The organism is Weissella sp. ESL1177, from assembly GCF_058107185.1.
The window spans coordinates 751,708-775,675 of the sequence record NZ_CM176591.1 but is presented as its reverse complement, the minus strand read 5'-3'; the positions used below and the strand labels follow the sequence as shown (position 1 = coordinate 775,675).

At 39.5% G+C, this 23,968-nt stretch carries 22 protein-coding genes; all 22 read left to right on the top strand.

Going from position 1 to position 23,968, the window contains the following annotated elements; all coding sequences use genetic code 11:
• The 22 genes from AC3B5D_RS03780 to AC3B5D_RS03675 all read left to right on the top strand — a co-directional run bounded on the left by AC3B5D_RS03780 (position 1) and on the right by AC3B5D_RS03675 (position 23,962).
• The gene (locus AC3B5D_RS03780) at positions 1-2,292 is read left to right on the top strand and encodes a pLS20_p028 family conjugation system transmembrane protein (protein WP_489839427.1); all 2,292 of its coding nucleotides are present in this window, start codon (positions 1-3) and stop codon (positions 2,290-2,292) included.
• Positions 2,293-2,360: 68 nt separating this feature from the next.
• A complete protein-coding gene (locus tag AC3B5D_RS03775; protein ID WP_489839428.1) occupies positions 2,361-2,885 on the top strand; it encodes a hypothetical protein in 525 nt (174 codons plus the stop codon).
• A gap of 167 nt (positions 2,886-3,052) precedes the next feature.
• Positions 3,053-3,409 (top strand): hypothetical protein, encoded by a 357-nt coding sequence (locus AC3B5D_RS03770; RefSeq protein WP_489839429.1) that lies wholly within the window; start codon positions 3,053-3,055, stop codon positions 3,407-3,409.
• Positions 3,399-4,043 carry a hypothetical protein gene (locus AC3B5D_RS03765; RefSeq protein WP_489839430.1) on the top strand — a complete coding sequence of 215 codons (645 nt, stop codon included), beginning with the start codon at positions 3,399-3,401 and terminating at the stop codon, positions 4,041-4,043. The genes AC3B5D_RS03770 and AC3B5D_RS03765 overlap by 11 nt, the downstream gene beginning before the upstream one ends.
• A 15-nt stretch (positions 4,044-4,058) precedes the next feature.
• The gene (locus AC3B5D_RS03760) at positions 4,059-6,011 is read left to right on the top strand and encodes a type IV secretion system protein VirB4 (RefSeq protein ID WP_489839431.1); all 1,953 of its coding nucleotides are present in this window, start codon (positions 4,059-4,061) and stop codon (positions 6,009-6,011) included.
• Entirely contained in the window at positions 6,012-6,233 is a 222-nt protein-coding gene (locus tag AC3B5D_RS03755) for a hypothetical protein (protein WP_489839432.1), read from the top strand.
• Between the two features lie 10 nt (positions 6,234-6,243).
• Positions 6,244-7,494 (top strand): phage tail tip lysozyme, encoded by a 1,251-nt coding sequence (locus AC3B5D_RS03750; protein WP_489839433.1) that lies wholly within the window; start codon positions 6,244-6,246, stop codon positions 7,492-7,494.
• Positions 7,495-7,544: 50 nt separating this feature from the next.
• Entirely contained in the window at positions 7,545-7,958 is a 414-nt protein-coding gene (locus tag AC3B5D_RS03745) for a thioredoxin family protein (RefSeq protein ID WP_489839434.1), read from the top strand.
• 12 nt (positions 7,959-7,970) lie between these two features.
• Positions 7,971-8,558, top strand: coding sequence for a hypothetical protein (locus tag AC3B5D_RS03740; protein ID WP_489839435.1), 588 nt, complete (start codon positions 7,971-7,973; stop codon positions 8,556-8,558).
• A complete protein-coding gene (locus tag AC3B5D_RS03735) occupies positions 8,530-9,141 on the top strand; it encodes a hypothetical protein (protein ID WP_489839436.1) in 612 nt (203 codons plus the stop codon). Before AC3B5D_RS03740 ends, AC3B5D_RS03735 begins: the two co-directional genes overlap by 29 nt.
• Before the next feature lie 361 nt (positions 9,142-9,502).
• Positions 9,503-9,874, top strand: coding sequence for a hypothetical protein (locus AC3B5D_RS03730; RefSeq protein ID WP_489839437.1), 372 nt, complete (start codon positions 9,503-9,505; stop codon positions 9,872-9,874).
• 55 nt (positions 9,875-9,929) lie between these two features.
• On the top strand, positions 9,930-10,976 hold the full coding sequence (locus tag AC3B5D_RS03725; protein ID WP_489839438.1) for a hypothetical protein: 1,047 nt from the start codon (positions 9,930-9,932) through the stop codon (positions 10,974-10,976).
• Between the two features lie 168 nt (positions 10,977-11,144).
• Entirely contained in the window at positions 11,145-12,230 is a 1,086-nt protein-coding gene (locus AC3B5D_RS03720) for a hypothetical protein (protein ID WP_489839439.1), read from the top strand.
• Between the two features lie 12 nt (positions 12,231-12,242).
• Complete coding sequence (locus AC3B5D_RS03715; RefSeq protein ID WP_489839440.1) at positions 12,243-12,398, top strand: hypothetical protein; 156 nt, start codon at positions 12,243-12,245, stop codon at positions 12,396-12,398.
• An 18-nt stretch (positions 12,399-12,416) separates the two neighbouring features.
• On the top strand, positions 12,417-13,286 hold the full coding sequence (locus tag AC3B5D_RS03710) for a class A sortase (protein ID WP_489839441.1): 870 nt from the start codon (positions 12,417-12,419) through the stop codon (positions 13,284-13,286).
• A 5-nt stretch (positions 13,287-13,291) separates the two neighbouring features.
• The gene (locus tag AC3B5D_RS03705) at positions 13,292-16,282 is read left to right on the top strand and encodes an LPXTG cell wall anchor domain-containing protein (protein WP_489839442.1); all 2,991 of its coding nucleotides are present in this window, start codon (positions 13,292-13,294) and stop codon (positions 16,280-16,282) included.
• Between the two features lie 188 nt (positions 16,283-16,470).
• Positions 16,471-17,496, top strand: a complete 1,026-nt coding sequence (locus AC3B5D_RS03700; RefSeq protein WP_489839443.1) for an IS30 family transposase — start codon at positions 16,471-16,473, stop codon at positions 17,494-17,496.
• A gap of 328 nt (positions 17,497-17,824) precedes the next feature.
• On the top strand, positions 17,825-19,675 hold the full coding sequence (gene dnaG / locus AC3B5D_RS03695) for a DNA primase (protein WP_489839444.1): 1,851 nt from the start codon (positions 17,825-17,827) through the stop codon (positions 19,673-19,675).
• A 10-nt stretch (positions 19,676-19,685) separates the two neighbouring features.
• Complete coding sequence (gene rpoD, locus AC3B5D_RS03690) at positions 19,686-20,822, top strand: RNA polymerase sigma factor RpoD (RefSeq protein WP_489839445.1); 1,137 nt, start codon at positions 19,686-19,688, stop codon at positions 20,820-20,822.
• 123 nt (positions 20,823-20,945) lie between these two features.
• Positions 20,946-21,887 carry a DMT family transporter gene (locus AC3B5D_RS03685; RefSeq protein ID WP_489840585.1) on the top strand — a complete coding sequence of 314 codons (942 nt, stop codon included), beginning with the start codon at positions 20,946-20,948 and terminating at the stop codon, positions 21,885-21,887.
• A gap of 15 nt (positions 21,888-21,902) precedes the next feature.
• Complete coding sequence (locus tag AC3B5D_RS03680; RefSeq protein WP_489839446.1) at positions 21,903-23,126, top strand: MFS transporter; 1,224 nt, start codon at positions 21,903-21,905, stop codon at positions 23,124-23,126.
• A 122-nt stretch (positions 23,127-23,248) separates the two neighbouring features.
• Positions 23,249-23,962, top strand: a complete 714-nt coding sequence (locus AC3B5D_RS03675) for a response regulator transcription factor (protein ID WP_489839447.1) — start codon at positions 23,249-23,251, stop codon at positions 23,960-23,962.
• Positions 23,963-23,968: the final 6 nt, after the last annotated feature.

Here is a 23,968-nt window from a genome sequence, read left to right as displayed (position 1 = left end):
ATGTTAACAAGATTAATGGGTTTTATGGCTTTACCAATGGGTAATCCCACCAATGCGTTTTATGACTCATGGGCGGATTATCTACAACCACAAGCCCAACTTTGGCTCAAAGCAGCCCAAATATTAGGGCAGTGGATTGCGGATTTATTTTATGATTTAGGAAATGCCGTTCTGACAGCTTGGCAAAGTGCTTGGCAACTGGCAGATTTTAGTACCTTATTCACCAAATCAACAGGCGGTAATGATCTGACTGGCTATCATTTAGCGCAATATATTGGGGTATTTTTCATGATTGGGCTAATTGTCTTAGCAATCATGATGGCGGTGCAAATGATTCAATTTTCATTGACCTCGGGTGAACGCGGTAAAGAATGGCCGCGCGGCGTCTTTATTGCCCTGGTAATTATTTTATTTGTACCGACTTTCATCACTGCAGGTAATCAAGTTGGCCGGGCAATGAATGATAGTATGTTGGGGTCGCATGGTTCGCAAAACAACAGCCAAAATATCCTAACAGATATCTGGAAGAATAATTCGGTCGATTTGGTTAAAGTGGCGAACGCTAATTTTGATGTGAACGAAAAAGACTTAAAGAATTATAGTCCGATTGGCAAGAATTCATCTGCCAGTATTGTCAAGAGTTCAATTTTTAGAGATGTCATGAGCGATGATATTTTGAAGAACAATACTAATAAAAATGTTAGAGAAGTATTCAAAAAAAAGCAGAGTGATGGGGCGAACCCTGTTGATTTAGATAAGGGCAGTTTTTTGACAAAAAGTACCGCTGCGGAAGTGTACCCCCGTGTGAAAGTTAACTGGGTTGGCATTATTTTGGCAGAAATTGTCTTTGCTTGTGTTGGCTTCTTTGCGATCATCGAATTACTAGTTCGTTTTTATCGCTTAGCTTATTATTCAATTACTCTACTAGCGTTTGCCTTTCGTGACATGGCCGGTAAAAAGGCTCTTGAAATATTGCATACCATGGAAGGTTCAATTGTTGGGATTGCGTTACTGCCACTTAATCTATTGTTGTTCTTTGGCTTTATTCAGTGGGGTATGACTACGATTGGTAAAATCGGGTTATCATGGGGACCGTACACTATCCTGTCAGTTGCCTTAATGGCCGCTGGGGCGAAAGGTCTACTTGGTGGTTTTGCCTTAATTGATGACTGGACTGGCGTGCCAACGGGTCATGGTGCAACAATATCGGGTATGGTAAATGCCGGGGCAACTGGGGCAGCCATTGGTCGGAGTACCGCTGGGGCAGGCAAAGCTGCTTTGGGGACGGTTGGTGCTGTGACTGATGGTGTTTCAAGAATTGCCAAAACCGCAGTGGCGAGTGACCGTGCGCAAAAAATACGTGAATCAATGATGGAAAAAGGCAATGAGAGTGGTCTATTACTGAATAGTAAACTGCCTAACCGTGATGTCAAGCCAGGTGCTTTGACGAATGACATGTCAGGAAACACTAATACGAGTGCGGAAAAGAACCAAAATGACGAAAAACCAGACGACACAAAGAATGCTATTGCGGCAAATGATAAAAAGAGTGAGCAAGATCAGTCTGATGAAAAAAATCGCTCGTTTGCGGACTTTACTGGACCAAATGGTGAACCAGCACAAGCACCCGAACATCAGGATATTGGGTCGTTACCTGATAGCGATAGTGAACGCGAAGCAGTGTCTGGTGAAACAGTAGACAGTAGTGGTATTGATCCTAGTCAAGCTGCTAAGCCGCAAGATCAATTAGAAAATGAGCGTGATGACCGTGATAACGTTGCTGGTTCAGGTACGATAAAGGTGCCATTGCCAGATAACAGTCCAGCTAATTTCAATTCGCAGGGAGCTGATCATGGGTTAAAGTCGTCTGCGGCTGATCAATCACAGGGAATTGATATGACGGCAGTTAAAGCGCCACAAAATGTGGGCTCAATGTCTACCAGCCAAGACCAGCCAGCAACAAGTGATGAACATGATCAACCACTTAATTTGAATCAAGCATTGGCTAAAACAACCAGTCAAGCGGGAACTATGCCAAAGGCTCCCACGGTTGCATCAGACAGTTCAAATGCTGTACCAGCAAGTGGGACCAATAGTCCGATAGCGAAGCCGACAAGTCAATCTGTGACAAGTTATGACACAGTTAACAGTTTAGACCGTACAGACGTACCTAAATCTGCAGCAGACCCAGTAACGAAAGAAATCGATTCGGAACCAGAATTTACACCTGAAGAAGAGCGAAATATGGATAAGATGCGTAAAGAACTCGAAAAATTTCGCTACCCAGAATGATTTTTAAAAATGAACATCATGATGTGATGTTTGTTATAATAAATAAAAATCTAAAAGGAGTTGGGCTGATGGGTAAAACTGGGAAATATTGGTTAATGGGCGGGGTCATTGTCATTATTTTAGGAATCTGCTTGGGCATCTATGAACATGTTAAGCCGTTAACTGAGAAGCAATTTAAAGCACTACCAATTGAGAAGCAATTTAAAAAGGCACCGCAAGGACATTACATTCACTTACGCAAAGAGGATCCAAACCTGTATCGAACAACGTGGAGTAAAAAACACATCCATGATGAAATTCTTAAGTTTGGTCGCATTAACAAACCAAATGGGGACGGTACAATTAATTTTAAAACCAAATTAGGAACGCAATATTTGTTTAATGACAACATATTAGTTGATAAAGAAGATGGTTCTGGTATTTTAGGACTAACTTATGAACATATAATTTACAATGATAAATTTAGTTCAGATCTCAAATATGATACAAAAGCAAAAAAAGCAAAGTATGATTATAATTGGTACTTCACTAGTCCGCAAGCAGCTCAGAAAGACAAATACGTCAAGCAGAGTGTGACAAGCATAACGCGTTAAATAACTTAAATATGCCTGCAAGATCGCCAGTTTATTGGCGGTCTTTTTTTGTGTCATTTGATCAAATGAGGTGTTTTCAAATCTGAGTTGACAAGATTGACACCGCCATTCGCAAATTGTTTATGCTAAACAGGTAAATTTAATCACTTTAGAAAAGAGGAGTTTTTATGAAAGGTTATAACTACATTGAATTTTCGCCTGGTACCAATATTTGGCGTAAGCCTGTTCGGTTTTTTATTCTCAGCTTTGAACGCATTGGTGTTTTAGTAGGTTATTTTGGCGTCGGGTATGTGTGCCTAAATCAATTTTTTTCCTATCAGTGGACGCTTGCAAAACTTAGTTTTCTGATTTTCTTGGCGATAACCGCCATCTACAGCATTTTACCAGCGCCAAGTGCTCCCAATAGTTTGTTAATATCAGAGGTTTTCATTCGCGCACCAAAGCCAATGATTAAATCCCAGGCGCTTCGTGAGAGTCTAAAAACTTATCCGCTAGAGCAGGAGGAACGGCATTATGAGCTTTAAGCAACAAAAACAGGCAAAACTATCGGTTTCTAAAATTGCCGAAATTGCCCGCCCCAAAGTACCATTATTGGATATTTTGCCTTTTAAGCGGTTCGAAGGAGCGGATAACTTATTGGTCTTAGCCGATGAGACAGGTAAAGATGGTGCCTACATGGACATGTTAACAATTTTAGGGAAAGATTTAGACTTTGTTTACGGGGCTAATTCTGAAGGAGCAGGCCGCATCATTCGTGATTATCACCTGCTACTTAATGTTTATACGACGGATTTTGATATTTTAATTACACAAATGTCAGCCGAAACGGTCATCCAACAACAGGCGTGGTTAGCCAATCGGGAACGCATTGCGCAAGCAATGACACATGAAACAGATAGTCGCCGTTATCGCCAGCTACAAATCCAATATGAATTGACGGACTTACAGATTAAAAATCTGCGGCAGGTAGCTGAAAAGGTCAAACATCAAAGCTATACGGCGTTCGTTTATGGCGACAATGCTGCCGAAGCCCGCTTAAATCGTGACATTTTTATGAATTCTGGTGGGCAAGCGATTACGACTAAAAAAATGTCTTTAGCTAAAAAGAAGACCATGTTATCAATTTTAGAAGATCCCACCCAACAATTAGATAAATAAACGAGGAGAGACAAGATGAAAAGAGGTACTGCGGCAAAACTAAAAGCCTTAGGTTATGATTTAGATTTAATTCGTGAGGTGCAAAATTCCAGTCCGACGATTTACCATTCGGACTATGTACATTATGGTAATGGGGTCGCAACGATTGTTTCGATTTATGATTATCCTCGTGAAGCCCAAAAACAAATGTGGTTTCGCAACTTATTAGATACGCAAGATACGATTACCTTATTGAAAATTGGGACGGAGAGTCGGGCAAAGGTTGAAAAAGCCCTCCAAGGCTCAGCCAATGCGAATCATGCCATCATGCTCGATAAGTGGCAAAATGATCAACGCAAGTTGATTGCTCAAAATGATTACGGGCAAGTGCTCAATGATTTAAATGATTCATTGAATGGTCGTGAGATTTATAAGCGACTGTATGTGCGCGTGTTATTCACTGCACGAACAATAGAAGACTTACGTCGAAAGATTGATGACTTTAAACAACGGTTAAGTAATTATCGTTCGCGAATTTATGCGGGTGAAATGGCTAATCAGATGCGGCAATTTTTTATGCCAACCATGAAAGTCCAAAATATTGGGTTGAAAGATAAAGGTTTTCCGATGAAAGCCTATGCGTTAGCGGGAACGTATGCCTTTAATCAAACGTTTTTGAATGACCCGCGTGGGGCTGATTTAGCCACCACCTTTCAAGGTGGGGAAGTGACGTTTGATCCCAGTTTTACCGATGGTAAGCACCGAACAACGGCCTACAACTTAGTTGTCGGTGATTCTGGTAGTGGTAAAACAACCTGGGTACATCAACAAATTGATCCCTTATTTGCGCGTGGAGATCGGGTGTGGCTCTTTGATCGGACTCGTCGTTTTTTCCCACATGTTAAAAAACTAGGGGGCTTGATTCTCACAATGGATGGTTCACAAAATCGGGTCAATATTATGCATGTCTTTGGCACAGTGCTAGATGAACATGGCAATATTGATGTGATAAATTCATTCTTGCAGCACTTAGAAAAAGTCAAAACTTACTATGCCACCATTAATCCTGAAGCCACAATTGGCGAACTCAATTTATTTATTGATGAACTACGTCGTTTCTATATTGAGGATCAGGAAATGTGGTCGTATTCACCAGAGGATCACCCCGAAGAATTACGAGTCATTGGGTTGGCAGCGAATGCCTATCCCACATTAGAGACTTTTATTAGTTATCTGCAAGCCCGTTCATTAAACACCAAAGAATTTACGGCTCAAAATCGCATGCGGTTAGATAACATTGTCATGATCTTACGTAACATCGTGAATCAGTATGGATCAAAGGTCAACGGCATCACGAATGTTCGTGACTTATCAGATGAACAACTCATCCTATTTGATACCTCAGGAATGGCTGAATGGGACTCAAAGGTTTATGCGGCCCAGTACTTTAGTATCTTGTCATTAATGAATGCTTACGTGGTGATTAATGGTTATGAACAATTAGAACGTGAACGGGCTGGTGAATTTAGTAAGGCTACTGTTGCCAAAGGTACGGCAGCCCCTAAGTACTTTTGGTGGATTCAAGATGAGGCGGATGATGTCATTAACTATACTAACCCCTTAGGGGTGTCGTTTGCGGACAAAATGATGCAACAGCAACGTAAAAACTACTTTGGGTTATTCATGATTTTTCCAGGATTAAAAAATGTTTTACCAACCGGTCAACAACAGGACTCAGAAGCTGCCCGTTCAATGGCTGATTTCTTTAATCGCTTTCAAAATCATCATGTTGGACGGTTACCTGAAGACGATAAAAATCGGTATGCCAAAGTCACCAGTCGTTCGGATGCAACGCCTGAACAGTTAAATACCTTGCCAGCCCTCCAAGTCGGACAATTCTTATTGATTTTAAGGGGGTATCAGTCCATTTTTATTACAGCAAAACGCCCTAGTGAAGCAGCTTTGCGTTTGTATGGAGGAGGTATTTAAATGGCTAACAAGGCTAAAAACAACTTTGCAAAACGACTTGATCGTTATCGCCCAGCTAAAATTAGAGAAGATGCTGCCCGTGATTACCAGCGTTATCGCCAGACAGGTCAATTGTCCCGACCCAGTTCACAGCTCAAGCAAAAGACGCTGCGCTGGTTCTTGATGGCTTTGTTAGCCGTAGCGCTATTAGCGCTATTGTCTGTTTTTGCTGCCAGTCGTTAAGGAGGTCAGTATGTCTGCAAATCAAGAAAATCAAGAAAATCAAACGAGTGTGGCTGCCCATTTTTTCAAGAAATGGGGCAAATATTTATTACCCTCGGGCTTAGCTTTGTTAGGCATTGCCTTCATTATCATGTTGTTTTTGTTATTACTAGTCGGTGTGAGTGATGATGATGATTGTTACACTGATGATGGGACGACAACGAGTAGTGCCACGGGAATCGGGGGTGACTGGAAAGATAGTAATTCAGCAACCCATAAAGCGATGCAATATGCCGCTGACCAATTCAAAAATACGTTGCACATGAGTGGCGATAATATTGCAGCTGCCTTGGCTATTGGTCTGAGAGAAAGTCAGTTTAATCCGAAAGCCGTTAATCCGAGTGGGGCAGTCAAAGGCATTTGGCAATGGGGAGCCGATGGTATTAATGGTAATCGTTATGGTAATACGGAGGACACGGTTGAAGCCCAGGTTGCATTGGCCATAAGAGAGTTACGAACAACACATGCGGCAACGTTAACTCATATGCGTGATGCTGACTTAGCACACTCCATGGAAGCTTGGGATATATATTTTGAAGGCCTATCCTCTGGTGATTCGCAACGTAAACCAGCGCAAGTCTTACAAACTGCAACAGCGGTCAAACAAGCTTTTAATTTAAACTTTTCGGGTAACATTTCTGATAGTACTGGCGGTGACGGGTTAGTGGCTGCAGCAGATGCTGCCGAAAGTAGCGATTGTGGGACATCCGATGGCACGGCTTCAGGCTTACCCGTTAAGGGTAAGTACAATATCACAGGTGGTTATCCGAATTATGCGGGTGCCAGTGGTTCAGCACATTATGGGGCTGACTTTCAAACGGTTAACCATGACGGCGACGCTGGTAATGTTTATGCGGTTGCAGATGGGACGGTGACGGCTAAGTCCAGTGATGCTGTCGGTGGTAATTGGGTTGTCATTAAAGCAGCTGACGGGGCTTTTACGTATTACGGACATGCACCCTCACAATCAGCGATTGTCGTTAACATCGGTGATCAAGTCAAAAAAGGTCAACATATCAGTCATCAAGGTCAAACAGGACTAGCTACTGGGGTGCATGTGCACTTCGCGGTCAACAAAAAGAAAAGTGCCTTTGCACCACAATCCGATGGCTTGATCAGCCCGGGCGATTACCTAACTGCTTTGCCTAAACAAGCCATACCAGGTCAAGGGTTGGTGGCACCAGCTGGACCATTCCAAACGAAAAATGACGATCAAAAATAAGGCATGTGACATTAAACACACTAGTGTCATTTGCGAAAAGGGGGATTATGATGGATTTCAAAGGATTTAATAAAGGTCTTATTAGTCTTTTAATTGGGCTATTAATCATTGTGATTGGCGGTCATTTTTGGCAAACTTTTCGGTATCATGATACACCACAAGCCCAAAAAACTTTAAAAGCAACCGCAAAAACCAATTCGGATGTTGTTTTAGTATTTCACAAAACAGGTTGTCGAGATTGTCAAGCTGTTGTTAGTGTCATTAATCAAGCGATTAAACAACATCATGACGATATACAGTATGTAGTTTCAGATACCAAAAAGTCGCAACTGTATCAAAAATATCAAGTGGTGCAAACACCCACGGTTATTCATTTACGTGGTAATCGTGAAGTGGCCCGTTATTCTGGTACGAACGAAAAGCAGTTATTACGCGTACTGACCTGCAATCTAAAAAAGGAGTGAATTAGATAGACCATGAAAAGTTATAAATCATTAAGCCTCCTCGTACTAAGTCTGAGCTTATTATTTTTGGTCAGTGCGGTGGTCTTTAATCAACACCAGCACCACCAATTAAAAGCGGTGCAACAAAGTGTTTTGGTTGATAAACGTCAATTGGCAACGCCGTTGCCAATCACACAACATGAGCACCTCATTGACCAGAAAGAGTACCAAACACGGGCACAGACTTTTTTTAAAAAAGCGATCCAAATGAGCAACACACCTAGCAAGGGGAACACTGCACAAACAACCGCCAGTGAAGCGACTGGTACGTCGGCAGCATTTCAGGCCGTCAGTGGGGTGGCTGGTATGGCCAATCGCCTGGCAGTAAATCAGTTAGCCCTCACCTTTAATGAAATGGCCAATGGGACGGTTGTCGGCACAGGTACGGTCACTTTGAAAGCATTCGCAACGACTGATGACGCACAGGCACAAGAAAAAAGTGCCACAACCAAGTATACGGTGCTGTTAACCATGACGAAGTATCAGCATCAATGGCGGGTTGAGCAATTGAAGTTAGGGGAGGTACAGGAAAGTGATAATGCAAAAGCGACTATCTACTAATAAGCCCCGGCACAAGTTCACTTGGCAAATAAGTTGTCTAGTGATATCGGTACTGGCTTTATTAATTGGGACGATTAATTTTTATCAGGGAAATCAAGCCAAACAACAAAGTCAGCAACAGCAAACCACCCAAAAAAAATTGCGAACGCAACAACAGTTGACAAAATTTCAACGCCATCGACCATTATATAGTGAAACCGAACAAGCCGTTGATCAGTTTATGACGGGCTATTTAACGTTTGATAATCAAAAAATGTATGATGCCCGGCGACAAGCGGTTAAAAAAGTGATCTCACCAGCAGTTTATCAAGACCGACAGGTCTTTAAAATTGATAAATATCATAAGGTCAAGCAATTATCGTTACAAGGCACGTATGTGGATAGTCTGATTGTGCCCATTAAATTGCAGGGGCAACAAATGACGGCGACCGTTTTTGCCACCCAAAAGCTTAATTTTGAAAATGAGACGGGCAAGAATACCCAAAAAGTCTTTACGTTAACCTATGATGGGCAAACGCACCAAATAACACAAGTTAAGGAAGACGGGACTTTTCATTTAAATGTTGATAGCAATCAGTTCTAAAGGCACGGATATGTAAAGCCTTGATTGTCCAAAGTAGGTTTGTTAAAATATGCCCGTGTTCCATTTGGTTCCTGCTCAATATTTTGATGATGCCAAATGAAAATGACACACCCTGCATTAAGTTCTTTAATGAATATAAGAATTTATCAGACCCCATTTTTGTGGATTTTAGTTAGAAAAGACCTAAGTAACTATTTGTTACTTAGGCTTTTTTTGTGTTTTTTTGCTGAAATGAGGTGTTTTCAAATCTGAGTTGACAACATTTACATCGACTGCTTTGAATTCGTTAAGATACAAGTGCATTAATATTTGACGCATTTTTGCCCAGTATTAATGACAACACAAAAGGAGGTCAACAGAGATGACTGTTGATGTAAAAAAGGCGCCTACTTGGCGTTGTAAAGTCGCGTTAGGGGTAAGTGCCGCTACCCTATGGTTAAGCACAAGTGGGGTGGCACATGCCGCTGATTTGGAAGGCACAGCGAAGTCGACTGGTTCAAAGGTCATTACGTTCCTGATTATTTTAGCTGTGGTCTTAGGAGCTATCTGTGCCGCCTTAGGGATTGCACTGATGGCTTCTGGTAATCAGATGTTACATGCCGCAGGTATGAAAAAACTATTGATTGGATTAGCCTGTGTGCTTGGTATTTTGTGCTTAGGTCTGATCTTTACTTGGGTCGTCCAAACCATTACCAGTTCTGGTGGTGGCTTTGGTTGGCAATGGCCTTTCTAGGCAAGACAATCGATAAACTAGGCATTAAAACAACAGAAAGTTGAGGAAAATTAACATGAATTGGCTTAATTTGAAGCGTCACCCCTCAAAAGATTGGGGGGCTTACCATGCCCAAATTGAAAATGAGACGTTAGACTTTGATAATGAATTAATTGCGCAAATCGTCCAAGAAATTGGTGATTTAGCCCAGGCATGGCCAGAGATGACCTTAGCCGACTTACAGACGTTAACGCAACGCTTAAAGCAAGAAGTTGCGATTGTCACAGGGGAACCGGTTCCGTTAGGGACCGTCACCTATTTAGTCGCCGATCCTGATACAGGTAAGAGTCAAGAAACTGGGTTAAGTTGGGATGATGCCCAGATCCGTCCTGATATGGAAAACTTTGTCATCGAAACCATTAATCAAGTGCTCAATGATGAAGAGGTGCGTGTTGATGACAGTATTACTTATGATCAACTGCAAAATGCGTTTATCCAACTGGTGACTGGCGCAGAAACATTGGCAGCTATCCCAACTAGTGAATTACCTGAATTACCAAGTGAAGCAATATACTTACACGCACTAGAACATAATCAACCGTTAACGGTGATACCTCAAAAACTAGTTATGACAACGCCAACAGTTATGGCAAATGAGACGGATCAGCAACAAAAACAAGTAAATCCTGCTCCGCCAACCAATGATGACGAGATTGTCTTACCCACTCGCCAACGTTCGCCGCATCCGTCACACGAAAAAAAAGAAACACAGTCATTGTCCATAGAGCAACAACCCACCCGGGTTGCCCGTCATCAACAAGACAATGATCCCACAATGCCTAACAACAGGCTGGTGTCGGATCAGTTATTGGCTGATATTCGTCACTTTCAAGTTGACGTCAAACAATTTCCAGTCACTCTGCCAAACGAGCAACAAACAGTTTTGCCAGAAGATGAGACGTATGTTGATATCATGATGGCACGAGAAAAGGCGACTGCCAACGAGTTGTTAGAGCAAAGTTCAAAATCAATAACGGCTGAATTGCAAAAGCAATTACTTAAAACGGTCTCAAAAATTAGTCTTGATACTGAAAAGTTGGATCAATTATTGCAAGAAGATTGACAAACGCCTATTCATGAAAAAATTAAAGATGAAGAAACGACTAAATTTAAAACCCGTTTAGCAGAAGCCCAAGCTAATCGACAAACTGCCTATGAGGATGCCATCCAACAAGAAAATGAGCGACATGAACAAAAGTTAACGGCATTAAAGCAACAAAATGCGCTTGATATGGAACGGTTAATTACCCAAAATGAGACCTTACGCGATCAAACCATTCAACAAGCCGCTGACTTAGCAATTAAAACGCAACAAGCTTACATTGACCAAGAAGTGGCTGCCCTACAACAAAAAGCGCGTGAACGCGTGCAACATGAGTTGGTAGATGACATGATTAACAAGCAAAAACAGGCTGACACACTCATGACTGAGCAATTTAAAACGATGGTGGCTGGCTTAAATAAGATGCATCAAAAATATGTACAAGAACATCAAGTTGGCCTCCAGACTAGGCAAACCGCTGATAAAGCCTTAGCGGAACGTCAACGAACAGAAACTGCCCAACATGATGTGGTTCAGTTAGAAAACCGCAAGCATATCTTAGAAACGGAACGGCAACAGTTGCAGAGTGATTTAGTAGCTGCCCAGGGAGAAGCACAACGGTGGCAGACGCAAGCCGAAGGCTCGCAAGTAGAAAACGAACGACTAACCAAACGAATCAGTGAACTAGCAGCGGGTGATCAGCAAACAGCCTTAATTGCGGCACTAGTCGGTAAAAGACCTGCCGACGAACCACAACAAGCACCGACACCACCAGTCAACCGTTCACGCGGGTATCTCAAAGGGGCGCTTGTTGGTGCAGCCATTCTTGCAGGTATTGGTGGCGTTGGAGCTGGTGTCATGATGACTAATCAACAGAAAACAGAAGCTGCGGCACAAATGAAAGCGATCAAAGCGAGTTATCATGCCAAAGAAGTGACTTTAAACAAAGCAACAACAAAAGCTGACAAAGATAGTTCGTCAGCAAGTAGTCATTCACAAACAACGCCAACTGCAACGTCAACAAGTATCGTTGATACAACAGCGCCAACAGCTAACTATGCATTGCTAGATAATGACCTCGCTAATCATTCACTGAAAGTTTATTATCGCGATTTTGAAAATCAAGATTTAGGCACCGAAGCACGTACTTTAGCTGTGGGTCAACTCTTAGTGGATCAACATAATTTACAAGCAGCTAAACAGTTAGCCGCCGCTAATAGCGGGCATAATACACAACTCTTATCACAAATTAATCAACAAGAAATTGGTCATTAGGAGGCAGGAAAAATGAGTTTTAAAACAACGGTACATCCGGCCAATGTGTTGTTTCGAGAACCCGTGCAGAGTCGCACTAAAAAACATGCGATTAATTGGTTATTGGTGCTTGGGTTCAGTATGGTCATGATTGGTATGGGATATTTCATCTTGCGCGAAATCATCTAAGAAAGGAGTTTGATAGATATGGGGTTTAAACCGATTGATCCGGCATCAAAATCTGCTAATGGACGTTTATCAGGTCAACAAAATAAACAATCTAACAGAAAAAGATCACCTGCAAAGAAACGTTGGTTGATTGCGTTAGGCGTTGGCTTAGCAGTTATTAGTGTCCTATTAGGCATTGGTTTGGTGAAACAAAGTTTAGTGAATAAAACGTCCGCACGGATGCAACATGACAATTTTACAAAGAAAGCTGATATTGCCTTAATGAACGAGCTTGATGCACACCAAAGTACGTTTGCATACGGTGCCAATAATCATGGGATTCCAAATGCTCATCAATTAAAAAAATATGCGGCTTTACCTGAAAAGTTATATGGTCGGGGCTATATCGCCGTTCCCCGACAGACGGGCGTTAGCCAACCGATTACTGCCTTAGTCATCAATGAGGGGGTCAGTGACAAAGTCTTGGCCGTAGGCGCGGGAACACCCCGACGCAATGAAATGATGGGTCAAGGTAATTTTGCCGTCGCAGCACATAATTTTGGCAATAATCAAACTTATTTTAGTCCAATGCAACGGCGAATTGACGTTAATAAGCAACCAAAGGTTTATTTAACGGATGGTCAGCAATTATATACTTATCAATTTAACAAAATTAAAGATCAGGTTAGTGGTCGTCAAGTTGTGAGTTATAAACATGGCGAAGTGGTGGATGATGCTGCGGGGAAAGGTCATAAAATCTTAACCATGATCACCTGTGATGAACCCGGTGTCTTCAATTTACATCCTGAAAATCGTTTATTATTACGAGCAACTTTGTTGCACGTTGGTCCACTGAAGCAGGCGGATAAACCAGTGCAACAATTATTTCCACAATTACAAGAAAGGTAAGCAGCATGATCAGAATTAGGAAAAAACAGAAATTAATCATCTTAAGCGCAACAATGGTTGCCGTGTCAGGAACCATTGTGCCAAGTATACCGCCAGTCACCGCTGATGATCAGGTGGCAAAAACAGATCAGTCATCAGATAAAACAACAGGACTGAAAGTAACACCAGTTGCTACTGACCTTAACCAGGCAATTCAAGCAGCTAAAGATGCTGGGTTAACGGTCGATACAACGACGAAGGTTCAGAACACTGTTACCACCGCCGATACAACGGCAACAAAAAAGAATATTGAAGCTGATTATGCAAATCAAGCTAAACAAATTCGTCAGCAAATTGCAACTTATCAGCAACAAGTTGCTCAGTATAATTCGGAAAAGGCGGCCTATGATAAAGTTGCTAGTCAGATTCCAACAGATAAAGATGATACCAATACCAAGGGGTTGAATTTGAATGGTGGCGTTTCAAAAAATAATGACTGGCGGTATATGATGACGGGGTCACGTGATGATGTTCATAATGCGAATCTAACAATTGTTGCCAATAAAAATATGGATGGTAAGGTGGCAGAACACCATTACTTGAAGCGGGGCACTATTATTAAGTGGAACGATAATACCCAAATGACCCAAGAAAAAGGGAAAACCAAGTCCATGTATGACGGAACACTTTACGATAAGGGGGGCTCGGTGGTGCTCACTAATGTGGGCACCCTACAAGATGGTACTAATGTCAATTTACGTTTAACAGGTGATCAATCATTTTTAGTTGCACCACATGAACCCAATCAAGACAACAATCAACGTACAGGTAAAATTATTGTTGACTCATTAGATGATCTCAATCTGAAAACGGAATTGTTAGACGATAAGGGGAATTCACTGAACGTTTGGCAGGGAAACTATTATGGCGATATTGATGAACCCGTGAATGGCTATGCCCAAAATCTAGATCTATCAAAATCTCAGTCTAATGGTATTGCAATTGTTGATAATAATTTAAATGCTAATGGGTACACATTATCACCCAAAACGGTTGGTGATAATCATGACTCTAACAAGTATTCAGTGATGACTGTTACCCAAGGAACGGCAAATACAATCCACTTATATACAACAGGTAGTTTGAAATCAGTGGGGTATGGTGGCAATGACCTTCACTTAATTACCCCTTTATTTGGACAGCAACTGAATGTTAATGTTGCTAATCCACCAATCGAGGTAACCAAGCCCAAAATTTCGGCTGCTTTTACTGATTTATATGAAACACCATCAATTAATAAAGATGTGGATGCAGGTGACAACATTGATGATATTTCAGGATCGTCAAACAGCAAAGTATTTATGAAAGGGGATCAATTAACCTATTCGCTCAAAACAGACCCATTACCTGGAGGACGTGAACAAGCAAAATCACTAGCCATTATTGACAAAATTCCTGATGGATTTGACCCAAAAACGATTCGAGTTCATGACGGTGATCAAGATATCACAGACAAATTTGAAATCACCACAACTGATGGTCAAGTAAAAATTACGCCAAAAGAGGATTTGCTGGCAAAGATTAATCAACAAGCTGACGAAGAAACCGTCTTTGCGCCATTAATTACGATTGCTGGTGTGGCAACCAAAGAAGACGTGACAATGGACAACGATTATCAATTGCTGTTTGATGATCAAACCTTTGCTTCCAATAAAGTGTCTAATCCAGTCAAGACCATTGCGGTGCATAAAGATGTTAAAGCGGGAGTCAAGGATACCTTAACGAAAACCAGCGTCGCTGGTAAAGCAGTGGTTAAAGGGCAGGCCTTAACGTATGATTTAAGTATGGATGACCTCCCCGCTAATCGAGCGACCGATATTCAGTCACTAAGTTGGACGGATAAGCTTCCTAGATATGTGAATTACGCGGGTTACAAAGTATTTAACGCGCAAGGAGAAGATGTGACGGCAAATTATGAGTATCAAGGTAACAATAAGCGTCAATTTTCCCTAAAGGCTAAACCAGAAGCACTTGCGATCATTAATGCAGACAAAGACACTGCCTATAAAAGTGATCGAATCGAAATTTATACAAATGCGAATGAAGATGGGGTTAACTTTAAAAATAACGCCAAATTAACGATGAATAATCAGGATTACGATAGTAATACAGTTACAAATCATACACCAAATTATCACCCCATAAAGAAAGATGTGGATGCTGATCAAAATGACTATAACAATAAAAATGTGAAACCTGGCGATACCATTCATTATCAGGTCATAGGTGATTTATCAGAGATGACAAATCTGGCGTTAACATCCGACCAGATTAATGATGAAACTTTTCAATTAAGCGATGATTACGATGAAACCCGTTTAGATGTGACAGATGATGTTAAAAAGGACTTTAAGATTGCTATCTTAAAAGATGCCCAAGCAGATGCCGACAAAACGACAGACAAGGAGGATACGTCAGAGAAACCGTCTACTAGTACTGATAGTTCAGTCAGTTCAACAGAAGCTAGCCAATCAGGTCAGAATGGAAAAAGTGCCGCTCAAGCGTCATCAGTTACCACTGATAAATCGACAACCTCATCAGAACAAGGTAAATCACAAGCAGTACAAAAGGATGATACAATCTTGATTGATAAAGGGACAGCCAAAGAGTTTGATATGGCAGATGTCGATGTCAAATGGGACGATCATAATGGTCGCTTTACCGTGACACCAAAAGATCAGGTTGCTTTCTTGAAAAAGTATGCGGGAGATAAGCTCGTCGCTTATTTTAATCCAATCGTGAAAGATGATGCGACCGGTGTCATTGAAAATGTTGCCGCCCAAACAAGCTTTGGCGAAGAAAAGACCACTAATCAGGTGAAAAATCCAATAAGTGAGCATAGTACGATTGAAAGAACCATTGATAAACAAACCAAAGAAAAAGAGCTCCCAAATACGGGTAGTCATCATTTAGTGCAAACAATCGTTAGCCATTTGATACAGCTGTTTAATCGTTAGTTTGCTGATTGTCTGTCTAGAAAGAATGGTTTACGTCAAATAATAAAAAATAAACAGCAGAGTAGAAAAACGGTAGCTAATACTATATGTTAGCTACCGTTTTTATTGCTGCCGGTCTATGATGTTGCGCCCATTTTTTATATTATATGATTACTATATGAAATTATCACTAAAGGAAGCCTATCATCATGAAAAAGTACAAACGCTTAAGTCGGCAAGAACGTTATTATATTTATGTTTGGCATTATGAACAAAAAATGTCTTTAAACCAAATTGCCATTAGATTAGAACGGACACCAAAAACAATTTATGACGAAGTCAAAAATAATCGGCGGCGGCCAGATATTCCCCTAGAAAAGTTCCCTTATGAACCAGAATATGCGAATTGGTTAGCTGCCCAAAAACGGATTGCCCGTCGGGCAGGAAAAATTCAAACCAAGCGGGGCACCCTAAAACGAATTGCCAAAGCTATTAAAGAAAAACATTGGACGATTCCAATGATTGCCCACAAGGTCAAGTATGCCCCGACTGAAGCGACCTTATATCGGTATTTAAAATTAGGTATCAATGAACTAAATGACTATCCAAAGCGTAAGTATCGGGTGAAGGGTCCCTCGTTACGATCAATGATGCGTTCAAACTATGAAAGTGATTTTATGAAGGCTCATGCTATTGATCACCGCCCTGATGTCATTAATCGACGACAAAATTACGGGCATTGGGAAATGGATTGTATTGATTCTTCAAAAGGTGTGAAAGCAGCTTTACTAGTCTTTTTAGAACGCAAAACTCGGTATGTTGAAATCACTAAAATTTCGGATAAAAGTAGTCAACAAATGCGCTTAGCTACGGAACAATTTTTAGATCGTCACCCAGATGAAGTACATTCGCTGACAGCTGACCGTGGGCATGAGTTTACTAATTTTGACATGATGTCGCTATTAGATGATCGCAAAATTAAGATTTACTTCACACATCCGTATAGCCCATCGGAAAAAGGGTCAATTGAACGCATTAATCGTGATATACGGGGTTTCTTTCCGAAAGGAAAAAGTTTTAATCGAGTAACACCAGCTGAAATTAAACAAGTACAAGATATTATTAATCATTATCCAAGGCGGGTGATTGGCTGGGAATCACCCTTATTTAAGTATAGACAATGGCAACAAGCGCAAGGACATAAACAAAAAAAATTAAGAATAAATTTGGGGTAATAGGGAAATAAAAAAAGACTGAGAGGTACAGATAAAATACCAATTTTGGGAAGAATTGTAACCAAATTGTAAAAAAGCCAAAATAGCCCGATATAAAGGTTTTTTTAAGGCATCACGTATGTTTTTTAAAAAAGTTTATAGTTAAATACTTGACAATACCTCTAACAATTAAGTTTACATAATATTGCCCAGCTAATTTAAGAACCTTGTCATAATCATAATTACGTCGTTTCATAGGGGTTGACAAGATACTTGCATATTAAATATTCAAGCGTATAATTATAGGAGCTGGAAAAGTTCATTTTTGTTGAGGCGGAGGTGAAATATAATGGCACGAATTCCGCAAAATCTCGTTGAAGAAATTCGGGAGCGCGTTAACATTGTTGATGTTGTTTCACCATATGTACAATTAAAAAAACAAGGGCGTAATTTGTTTGGTAAATGTCCTTTTCATGAAGAAAGGACGCCGTCTTTTTCTGTGAATGAGGAAAAACAAATTTTCCATTGTTTTTCGTGTGGTCGGGGTGGCAATGTTTTTAGTTTTTTGATGGAAATTGAAAATTTATCATTTCCACAAGCTGTTGCAAAAATTGCACCGCAAGCTGGTGTGGACCTAGATGAAATATATTTAGATAATGATCAAAATATTCAGGTTGATCCAGAGACAGAAACTTTAAGAAATTTATATAATGAGGCAACGAAGCTCTATCACCATTTATTAGTTAACACTACTACTGGTGAACAGGCATTATCTTATTTGAATGAACGTGGTTTAGATGATAAGACGATTGATGCTTTTATGTTAGGTTTTGCACCTGAAGGAAACATTCTTTATGATTATTTCAATGCTCAAAAAATTGACTATCAAATATTGCGTAAGTCAGAATTGTTTGTTGAATGGTCGGATGGTACGTTACATGACCGTTTTGCTAATCGAGTACTATTTACAATTAGAGATAGTTATGGTCAACCAATTGCGTTTTCAGGTCGTAAATTAACAGCCGATGACGATGAACCAAAATATATCAATTCACCTGAAAGTCCATTATTTAATAAATCTGCGGAGTTATTTAATTTAGACTTAGCAAAAGATACTATTAAAAAGAAGAAACATGTGATTTTGTTTGAGGGATTTATGGATGTTATTGCGGCGTTTCAAGCCGGTGTACAAAACGGCGTGGCTTCGATGGGAACATCATTAACAACTGAACAAATTCGGCGATTGTCACGGTTGACTGAAAAAATAAGCATTAGTTATGATTCAGATATGGCTGGTCAAAAAGCAACAAAGCGTGCACTAGATTTGATTACACAACAGGGGCGTATGACAGCACAAGTTATACATATTCCTGATAATCAAGATCCAGATGAATATTTACGGTCTAACGATGCATCAGCCTTTAATCAGATTTTGCTACACAATGTTGAAGATCCGATTACTTTTAATCTTCGTTTTCTACAAATTGATCGTAATTTAAATAACCAGACAGAATTATTTTCGTATATTAGTGATGCTTTGGGAGTTATTGCTACGGCCAAAGAGCCTGTGATTCGTGAACAGTTTTTACGCCAATTAGCCAATGAATTTAATTTGAGTTATGAAGCTTTACAAGATCAAATCCGACCAATTTTATTACAGTATCAGGCACAAAGACCTTCTAGTAATAAGAAAAGTGAGCGCAATCAACCAAGGGCTTTAAATGATAATCAAATTATCCAACGTAGTATGACACGTATCGAAAAGGCTGAACAAATATTATTGGCTTGGATGCTACGGGATAATGATGTTTGGTTGGAAGTGACCAACCATCAGAATTTTTCTTTTCAAGATGTACCTTATGAAACGTTGTTTATGATTGCAATGGCATACCGTGAAGAACAGCAACAACAAACCATATCTGATATGGCTGCGTTTATGGACTACGTACAAAAACCAGAGTTAATACGTATATTAGCAATGTTAGAGGACATTGATCCACAGTTATTTGTTGATCGGGACCAAGTTGCTGAATATATCCGTGTTATCAGTGATGAAGCACCCTTAGAAAGAAAGATTCGTCAGTTATCAAGAGAAATCAAAGAAGCAAATCAGTTACATGATCATGCTCGTATTGCACAATTAAGTGTTGAATATATGACTGTCTTAAAACAAAAACAAGCAAAAAATACAGAAAATTGAGGAGTGTACTATGGCTGCAAAGAAAACTGAGCAAAAATCAACTTCATTTAGTAAGGTGGATTTTGATAAAGCGGTTAAAGGTATTATTAAAGAATTTAAAAAAGATAAGCAAATCAAAGAAGCTGACCTACAGAAATCAGTTGTTAAGCCAATGTCTTTAAATGCTGATCAAATTGATGATTTATATGATCAAATTGAGTCAGCTGGTATTTCGGTTGTTGATGAAAACGGAGAACCTTCAGCACGTGCACTAGAAAATAAAAAGACAAAATTGTCTGAAAAAGAACTAAAGCAAGCAGCTGATGCACCTACTGGTATGAAAATTAACGATCCAGTTCGTATGTATTTAAAAGAAATTGGTCGTGTTTCTCTATTAACAGGTGCCGAAGAAGTTTCATTAGCGGAAAGAATTGAAGATGGTGATGAAACAGCAAAGCAAGAACTAGCAGAAGCCAATTTACGTTTGGTTGTTTCTATTGCAAAGCGCTATGTTGGTCGTGGTATGCAATTTCTTGATTTAATTCAAGAAGGTAATATGGGCTTAATGAAGGCTGTTGAAAAGTTTGATTATCGTAAGGGATTTAAATTTTCAACATACGCCACGTGGTGGATTCGACAAGCAATTACTCGTGCCATTGCCGATCAAGCACGAACCATCAGAATTCCCGTACACATGGTTGAAACCATCAATAAGTTAATTCGTATTCAACGTAATCTGTTGCAAGATTTAGGACGTGAACCAACACCAGAAGAAATTGGTGCCGAAATGGATGTGCCAACAGAAAAAGTACGTGATATCCTTAAAATTGCTCAAGAACCTGTCTCTTTAGAAACACCTATTGGGGAAGAGGATGATTCACACTTGGGTGATTTTATTGAGGATAATGAGGCGGTATCACCAGCTGATTCAGCTGCCTATCAAATGCTTAAGGAACAGCTGGAATCAGTTCTTGATACATTGACTGATCGAGAAGAAAATGTCCTAAGACTACGTTTTGGTCTTGAAGATGGACGGACACGTACTCTAGAAGAAGTTGGTAAGGTATTTGGAGTAACTCGTGAACGAATTCGACAAATTGAAGCAAAAGCGTTGCGTAAGTTACGGCATCCATCACGTTCAAAACAATTACGTGATTTCTTAGATTAAGTAACAATAGTCAACAATAATAGAGTGGTTTAACCGATTGATTACTGGTTAAGACCACTCTTTTTCAATAAAAATAGATGATCGTATTGAGCAGATATAGAATAGTAGGAAGGTATAAAAATGATTTTAGTTTCTTTGGGATTTGCGCTGGTGGCAGGTTTTTTATTGGCTAATCAAAATCCGATTAATTCTGATTTAAGTAGAATTGTTCGATCCCCCTTTTTAGCAGCGACTATTTCATTCTTAATTGGTACATTATTTTTAGGATTATTAAGTTGGTTAATGACTGGTGATTTATGGCCTACAGGTCAGTTTATTTATACACATCCGTGGTGGATTTGGTTAGGCGGATTATTAGGTGGTATTTATTTAACATCAAATGTTTTGTTATTTCCACGATTAGGTGCGATGCAAACAGTTATTTTACCAATTTTAGGACAAATATTAATGGGTACCATTATTGACACGTTTGGTTGGTTTCAGGCAAAAGTCATTTCTTTAACTATTCTGCGTGTCTTTGGATTAATTGTTCTAATTTTTGGTGTGTTTTGTGCTGTTGCTTTACCAACATTGTTACAAAAAGAATCATTAACAACTAATAAAGAAATTTCAAAATCAACAGAGAAAAAATTCTGGCAAATTTGGGCCGTTATAGCTGGTGGTGTTTCAGCAACCCAGCAAGCCATTAATGGGCATTTAGGTACGCTATTACATAATTCAGAACAAGCGGCATTTATCTCTTTTTTGACAGGTTTTGTACTTATTGCCATTTTTTCAGTTGTGTTTGAAAAAAGATTACCAAGTATGACTGCGTTGAAAACAACAAAGTGGTGGAATTGGTTAGGTGGTATTTTAGGTGGATTATTTGTTTTAGCGACAGTATTAACTGTACCTCAAATTGGTGCGGGACTAACAATTACCATGGGATTAATTGGGTCAATTTTGGGTTCAATGTTCGTACAAAAATTTGGTTGGTGGCATTCACTCAAAGCACCAATAACATTGGTACAAATTATTGGTGTCCTTATTATGGCAGTTGGTGTGATTATTATTAAGTTTTTATAGTGAAGGGGCGTGTTTATGACAGAACATCAATCTAAATTAGCAAATTTTAGTTTTCCGCTGCTTGCTTCAAATTTTGCGTCAGTTTTTGGTGATGGCGTTTATCGATTTGGTTTGAATTGGTTTTTAGTCGCAAGTTACGGTAATGCAAAAATTTTAGGTATTCTCACAGGATTTGGCTTTATTGTTTATGTTGTTAATGATATTTTTGTCGGTTCAATGCTTGATCGGTTTAATCGTAAGATTGTCCTCTTGGCTGCTGATTTTATGGGAGCAATCGGAGCACTGAGTTTATCATTCTTTATTAATCCAGATAAACCACAAATTTGGATTTTGTTTATTTTAACATTTATTTTAAATATGGATGTTTCCTATTCGTATCCAGCAACAAGGGCCATTTTACCTGATGTAATTAAAGAAAAATCGCTTGCAGGTTTTAATGCTTGGGCAAGCGCAGCATTTTCGACAGGACAAGCGATGGGACCACTTGTTGGTGGCCTGTTATTGCATTTTAAGTGGATCAACTTGAGAACTTTCTTACAAATTCTTGCAGTGATGTTGTTTATTACGGTACTTTTTAACTTAGCTATTAAGTACAAACCAGCGCCAAAGTCAGATTCATATACAACAGAACCCTTTTTACAAAGTTTAGCAGCTGGTTTTCGATATGTAAAAAACTCACCAGTATTGTTTGAGTCTATGTTGCTAACAATTTGGACAAACTTCTTTTTTGAAGGGTTTATTTTAGCGATGCCATATTTAATTCAACATAATTATCACGGTACGGCAACGAGTTATTCGACTGCATTAACATTAGCTGCAGTTGCTGGTATTTTTGTCAGTGTCATATTAGCAAAGTTACCAAAATATAATACGATGAGTTCGATGTATCATGACTTTTATCTGTTAGGAGTAGCGTTTATTATTGCGACTTTCTTTAAATATTTATGGGTCTTTATTATTTTAGTGATTTTATATGGTTTTGCTCGGTCTGCCTTTGTCATTAAAATTAATACGGTTCGTCAACAAGCCAGTTCACCAGATTATTTAGGCCGAGTTTTTGGCATATCGTTTTTTGCAACTGATTTATTTTCACCAATCATTACAGTGGCTTTAGGATATGGTGTTTCATGGATGGGTGAATGGACGATTTTCTTACTAGGTAGCTTATTGATTATTGGCATGCTGGTTATTAAATTATCAAGTAAATCATATGCAAAAAAATTAATGGATAATCATTGATGATAGATGAATGAACGTTCATTATTGAAATTGTCTGACATTGCAGCATAGCAACTTCAAACAATTTCATTACTTTTCGTGGTAAACTTATAATTAATATATAAAAATAGGAGTTTATAGTTATGACAAAAGTTTTGATTGTTGATGACGAACCATCATTACAAACTTTATTAACGTATAACTTAAAGAAATCCGGTTTCGAAGTCGTATCGGCCGTTGATGGTAAGCAAGCATTAGACATTATTCATCAACAAGAAATTGACATTGTGTTATTGGATGTGATGTTGCCTGAAGAAAGCGGCGTTGATGTCACACGTGAATTACGAGCTGAGAAAAATCAAATTCCAATCATTATGTTAACAGCTTTGGATGATGAGATTGATAAAGTTGTTGGTTTGGAAATTGGTGCAGACGATTATGTAACGAAGCCGTTCAGTCCACGAGAAGTTATAGCACGTGTTCATGCAGTATTGCGGCGTTTTAGTCAAAAGACAGCTGTAACAAATGAAAATGCTATGAAGCATACGCAGTCATATGGTGACTTATCAATTGATTTTGATAAAATGGTTGTGCAATTTGATGGCGAAGTTGTGAAATTAACACCTAAAGAATATGAGTTATTGGCTTACATGGCTGAACGTGAAGGACGTGTATTAAGCCGTGAAACTATTCTAGATGGCGTTTGGGGTTATGAGTTTTCAGGACCTGATACGAGAATGGTCGATATGCATTTATCACATTTGCGCGACAAAATTGAATTGGATCCAAAACACCCAGTCTATCTTAAAACGGTTCGGGGCTTTGGTTATCGATTTGACCATCCATCTGACAAATAAATTTAA

Bases quoted from the DNA above. Each gene is read 5' to 3' on its own strand.
- AC3B5D_RS03760 (WP_489839431.1), top strand. From the start codon at position 4,059: ATGAAAAGAGGTACTGCGGCAAAACTAAAAGCCTTAGGTTATGATTTA.
- AC3B5D_RS03765 (WP_489839430.1), top strand. From the start codon at position 3,399: ATGAGCTTTAAGCAACAAAAACAGGCAAAACTATCGGTTTCTAAAATT.
- AC3B5D_RS03755 (WP_489839432.1), top strand. From the start codon at position 6,012: ATGGCTAACAAGGCTAAAAACAACTTTGCAAAACGACTTGATCGTTAT.
- AC3B5D_RS03700 (WP_489839443.1), top strand. From the start codon at position 16,471: ATGAAAAAGTACAAACGCTTAAGTCGGCAAGAACGTTATTATATTTAT.
- dnaG (WP_489839444.1), top strand. From the start codon at position 17,825: ATGGCACGAATTCCGCAAAATCTCGTTGAAGAAATTCGGGAGCGCGTT.
- AC3B5D_RS03705 (WP_489839442.1), top strand. From the start codon at position 13,292: ATGATCAGAATTAGGAAAAAACAGAAATTAATCATCTTAAGCGCAACA.
- AC3B5D_RS03680 (WP_489839446.1), top strand. From the start codon at position 21,903: ATGACAGAACATCAATCTAAATTAGCAAATTTTAGTTTTCCGCTGCTT.
- AC3B5D_RS03740 (WP_489839435.1), top strand. From the start codon at position 7,971: ATGAAAAGTTATAAATCATTAAGCCTCCTCGTACTAAGTCTGAGCTTA.
- AC3B5D_RS03720 (WP_489839439.1), top strand. From the start codon at position 11,145: ATGGAACGGTTAATTACCCAAAATGAGACCTTACGCGATCAAACCATT.
- AC3B5D_RS03750 (WP_489839433.1), top strand. From the start codon at position 6,244: ATGTCTGCAAATCAAGAAAATCAAGAAAATCAAACGAGTGTGGCTGCC.
- AC3B5D_RS03775 (WP_489839428.1), top strand. From the start codon at position 2,361: ATGGGTAAAACTGGGAAATATTGGTTAATGGGCGGGGTCATTGTCATT.
- AC3B5D_RS03710 (WP_489839441.1), top strand. From the start codon at position 12,417: ATGGGGTTTAAACCGATTGATCCGGCATCAAAATCTGCTAATGGACGT.
- AC3B5D_RS03730 (WP_489839437.1), top strand. From the start codon at position 9,503: ATGACTGTTGATGTAAAAAAGGCGCCTACTTGGCGTTGTAAAGTCGCG.
- AC3B5D_RS03770 (WP_489839429.1), top strand. From the start codon at position 3,053: ATGAAAGGTTATAACTACATTGAATTTTCGCCTGGTACCAATATTTGG.
- AC3B5D_RS03675 (WP_489839447.1), top strand. From the start codon at position 23,249: ATGACAAAAGTTTTGATTGTTGATGACGAACCATCATTACAAACTTTA.
- rpoD (WP_489839445.1), top strand. From the start codon at position 19,686: ATGGCTGCAAAGAAAACTGAGCAAAAATCAACTTCATTTAGTAAGGTG.
- AC3B5D_RS03745 (WP_489839434.1), top strand. From the start codon at position 7,545: ATGGATTTCAAAGGATTTAATAAAGGTCTTATTAGTCTTTTAATTGGG.
- AC3B5D_RS03715 (WP_489839440.1), top strand. From the start codon at position 12,243: ATGAGTTTTAAAACAACGGTACATCCGGCCAATGTGTTGTTTCGAGAA.
- AC3B5D_RS03780 (WP_489839427.1), top strand. From the start codon at position 1: ATGTTAACAAGATTAATGGGTTTTATGGCTTTACCAATGGGTAATCCC.
- AC3B5D_RS03725 (WP_489839438.1), top strand. From the start codon at position 9,930: ATGAATTGGCTTAATTTGAAGCGTCACCCCTCAAAAGATTGGGGGGCT.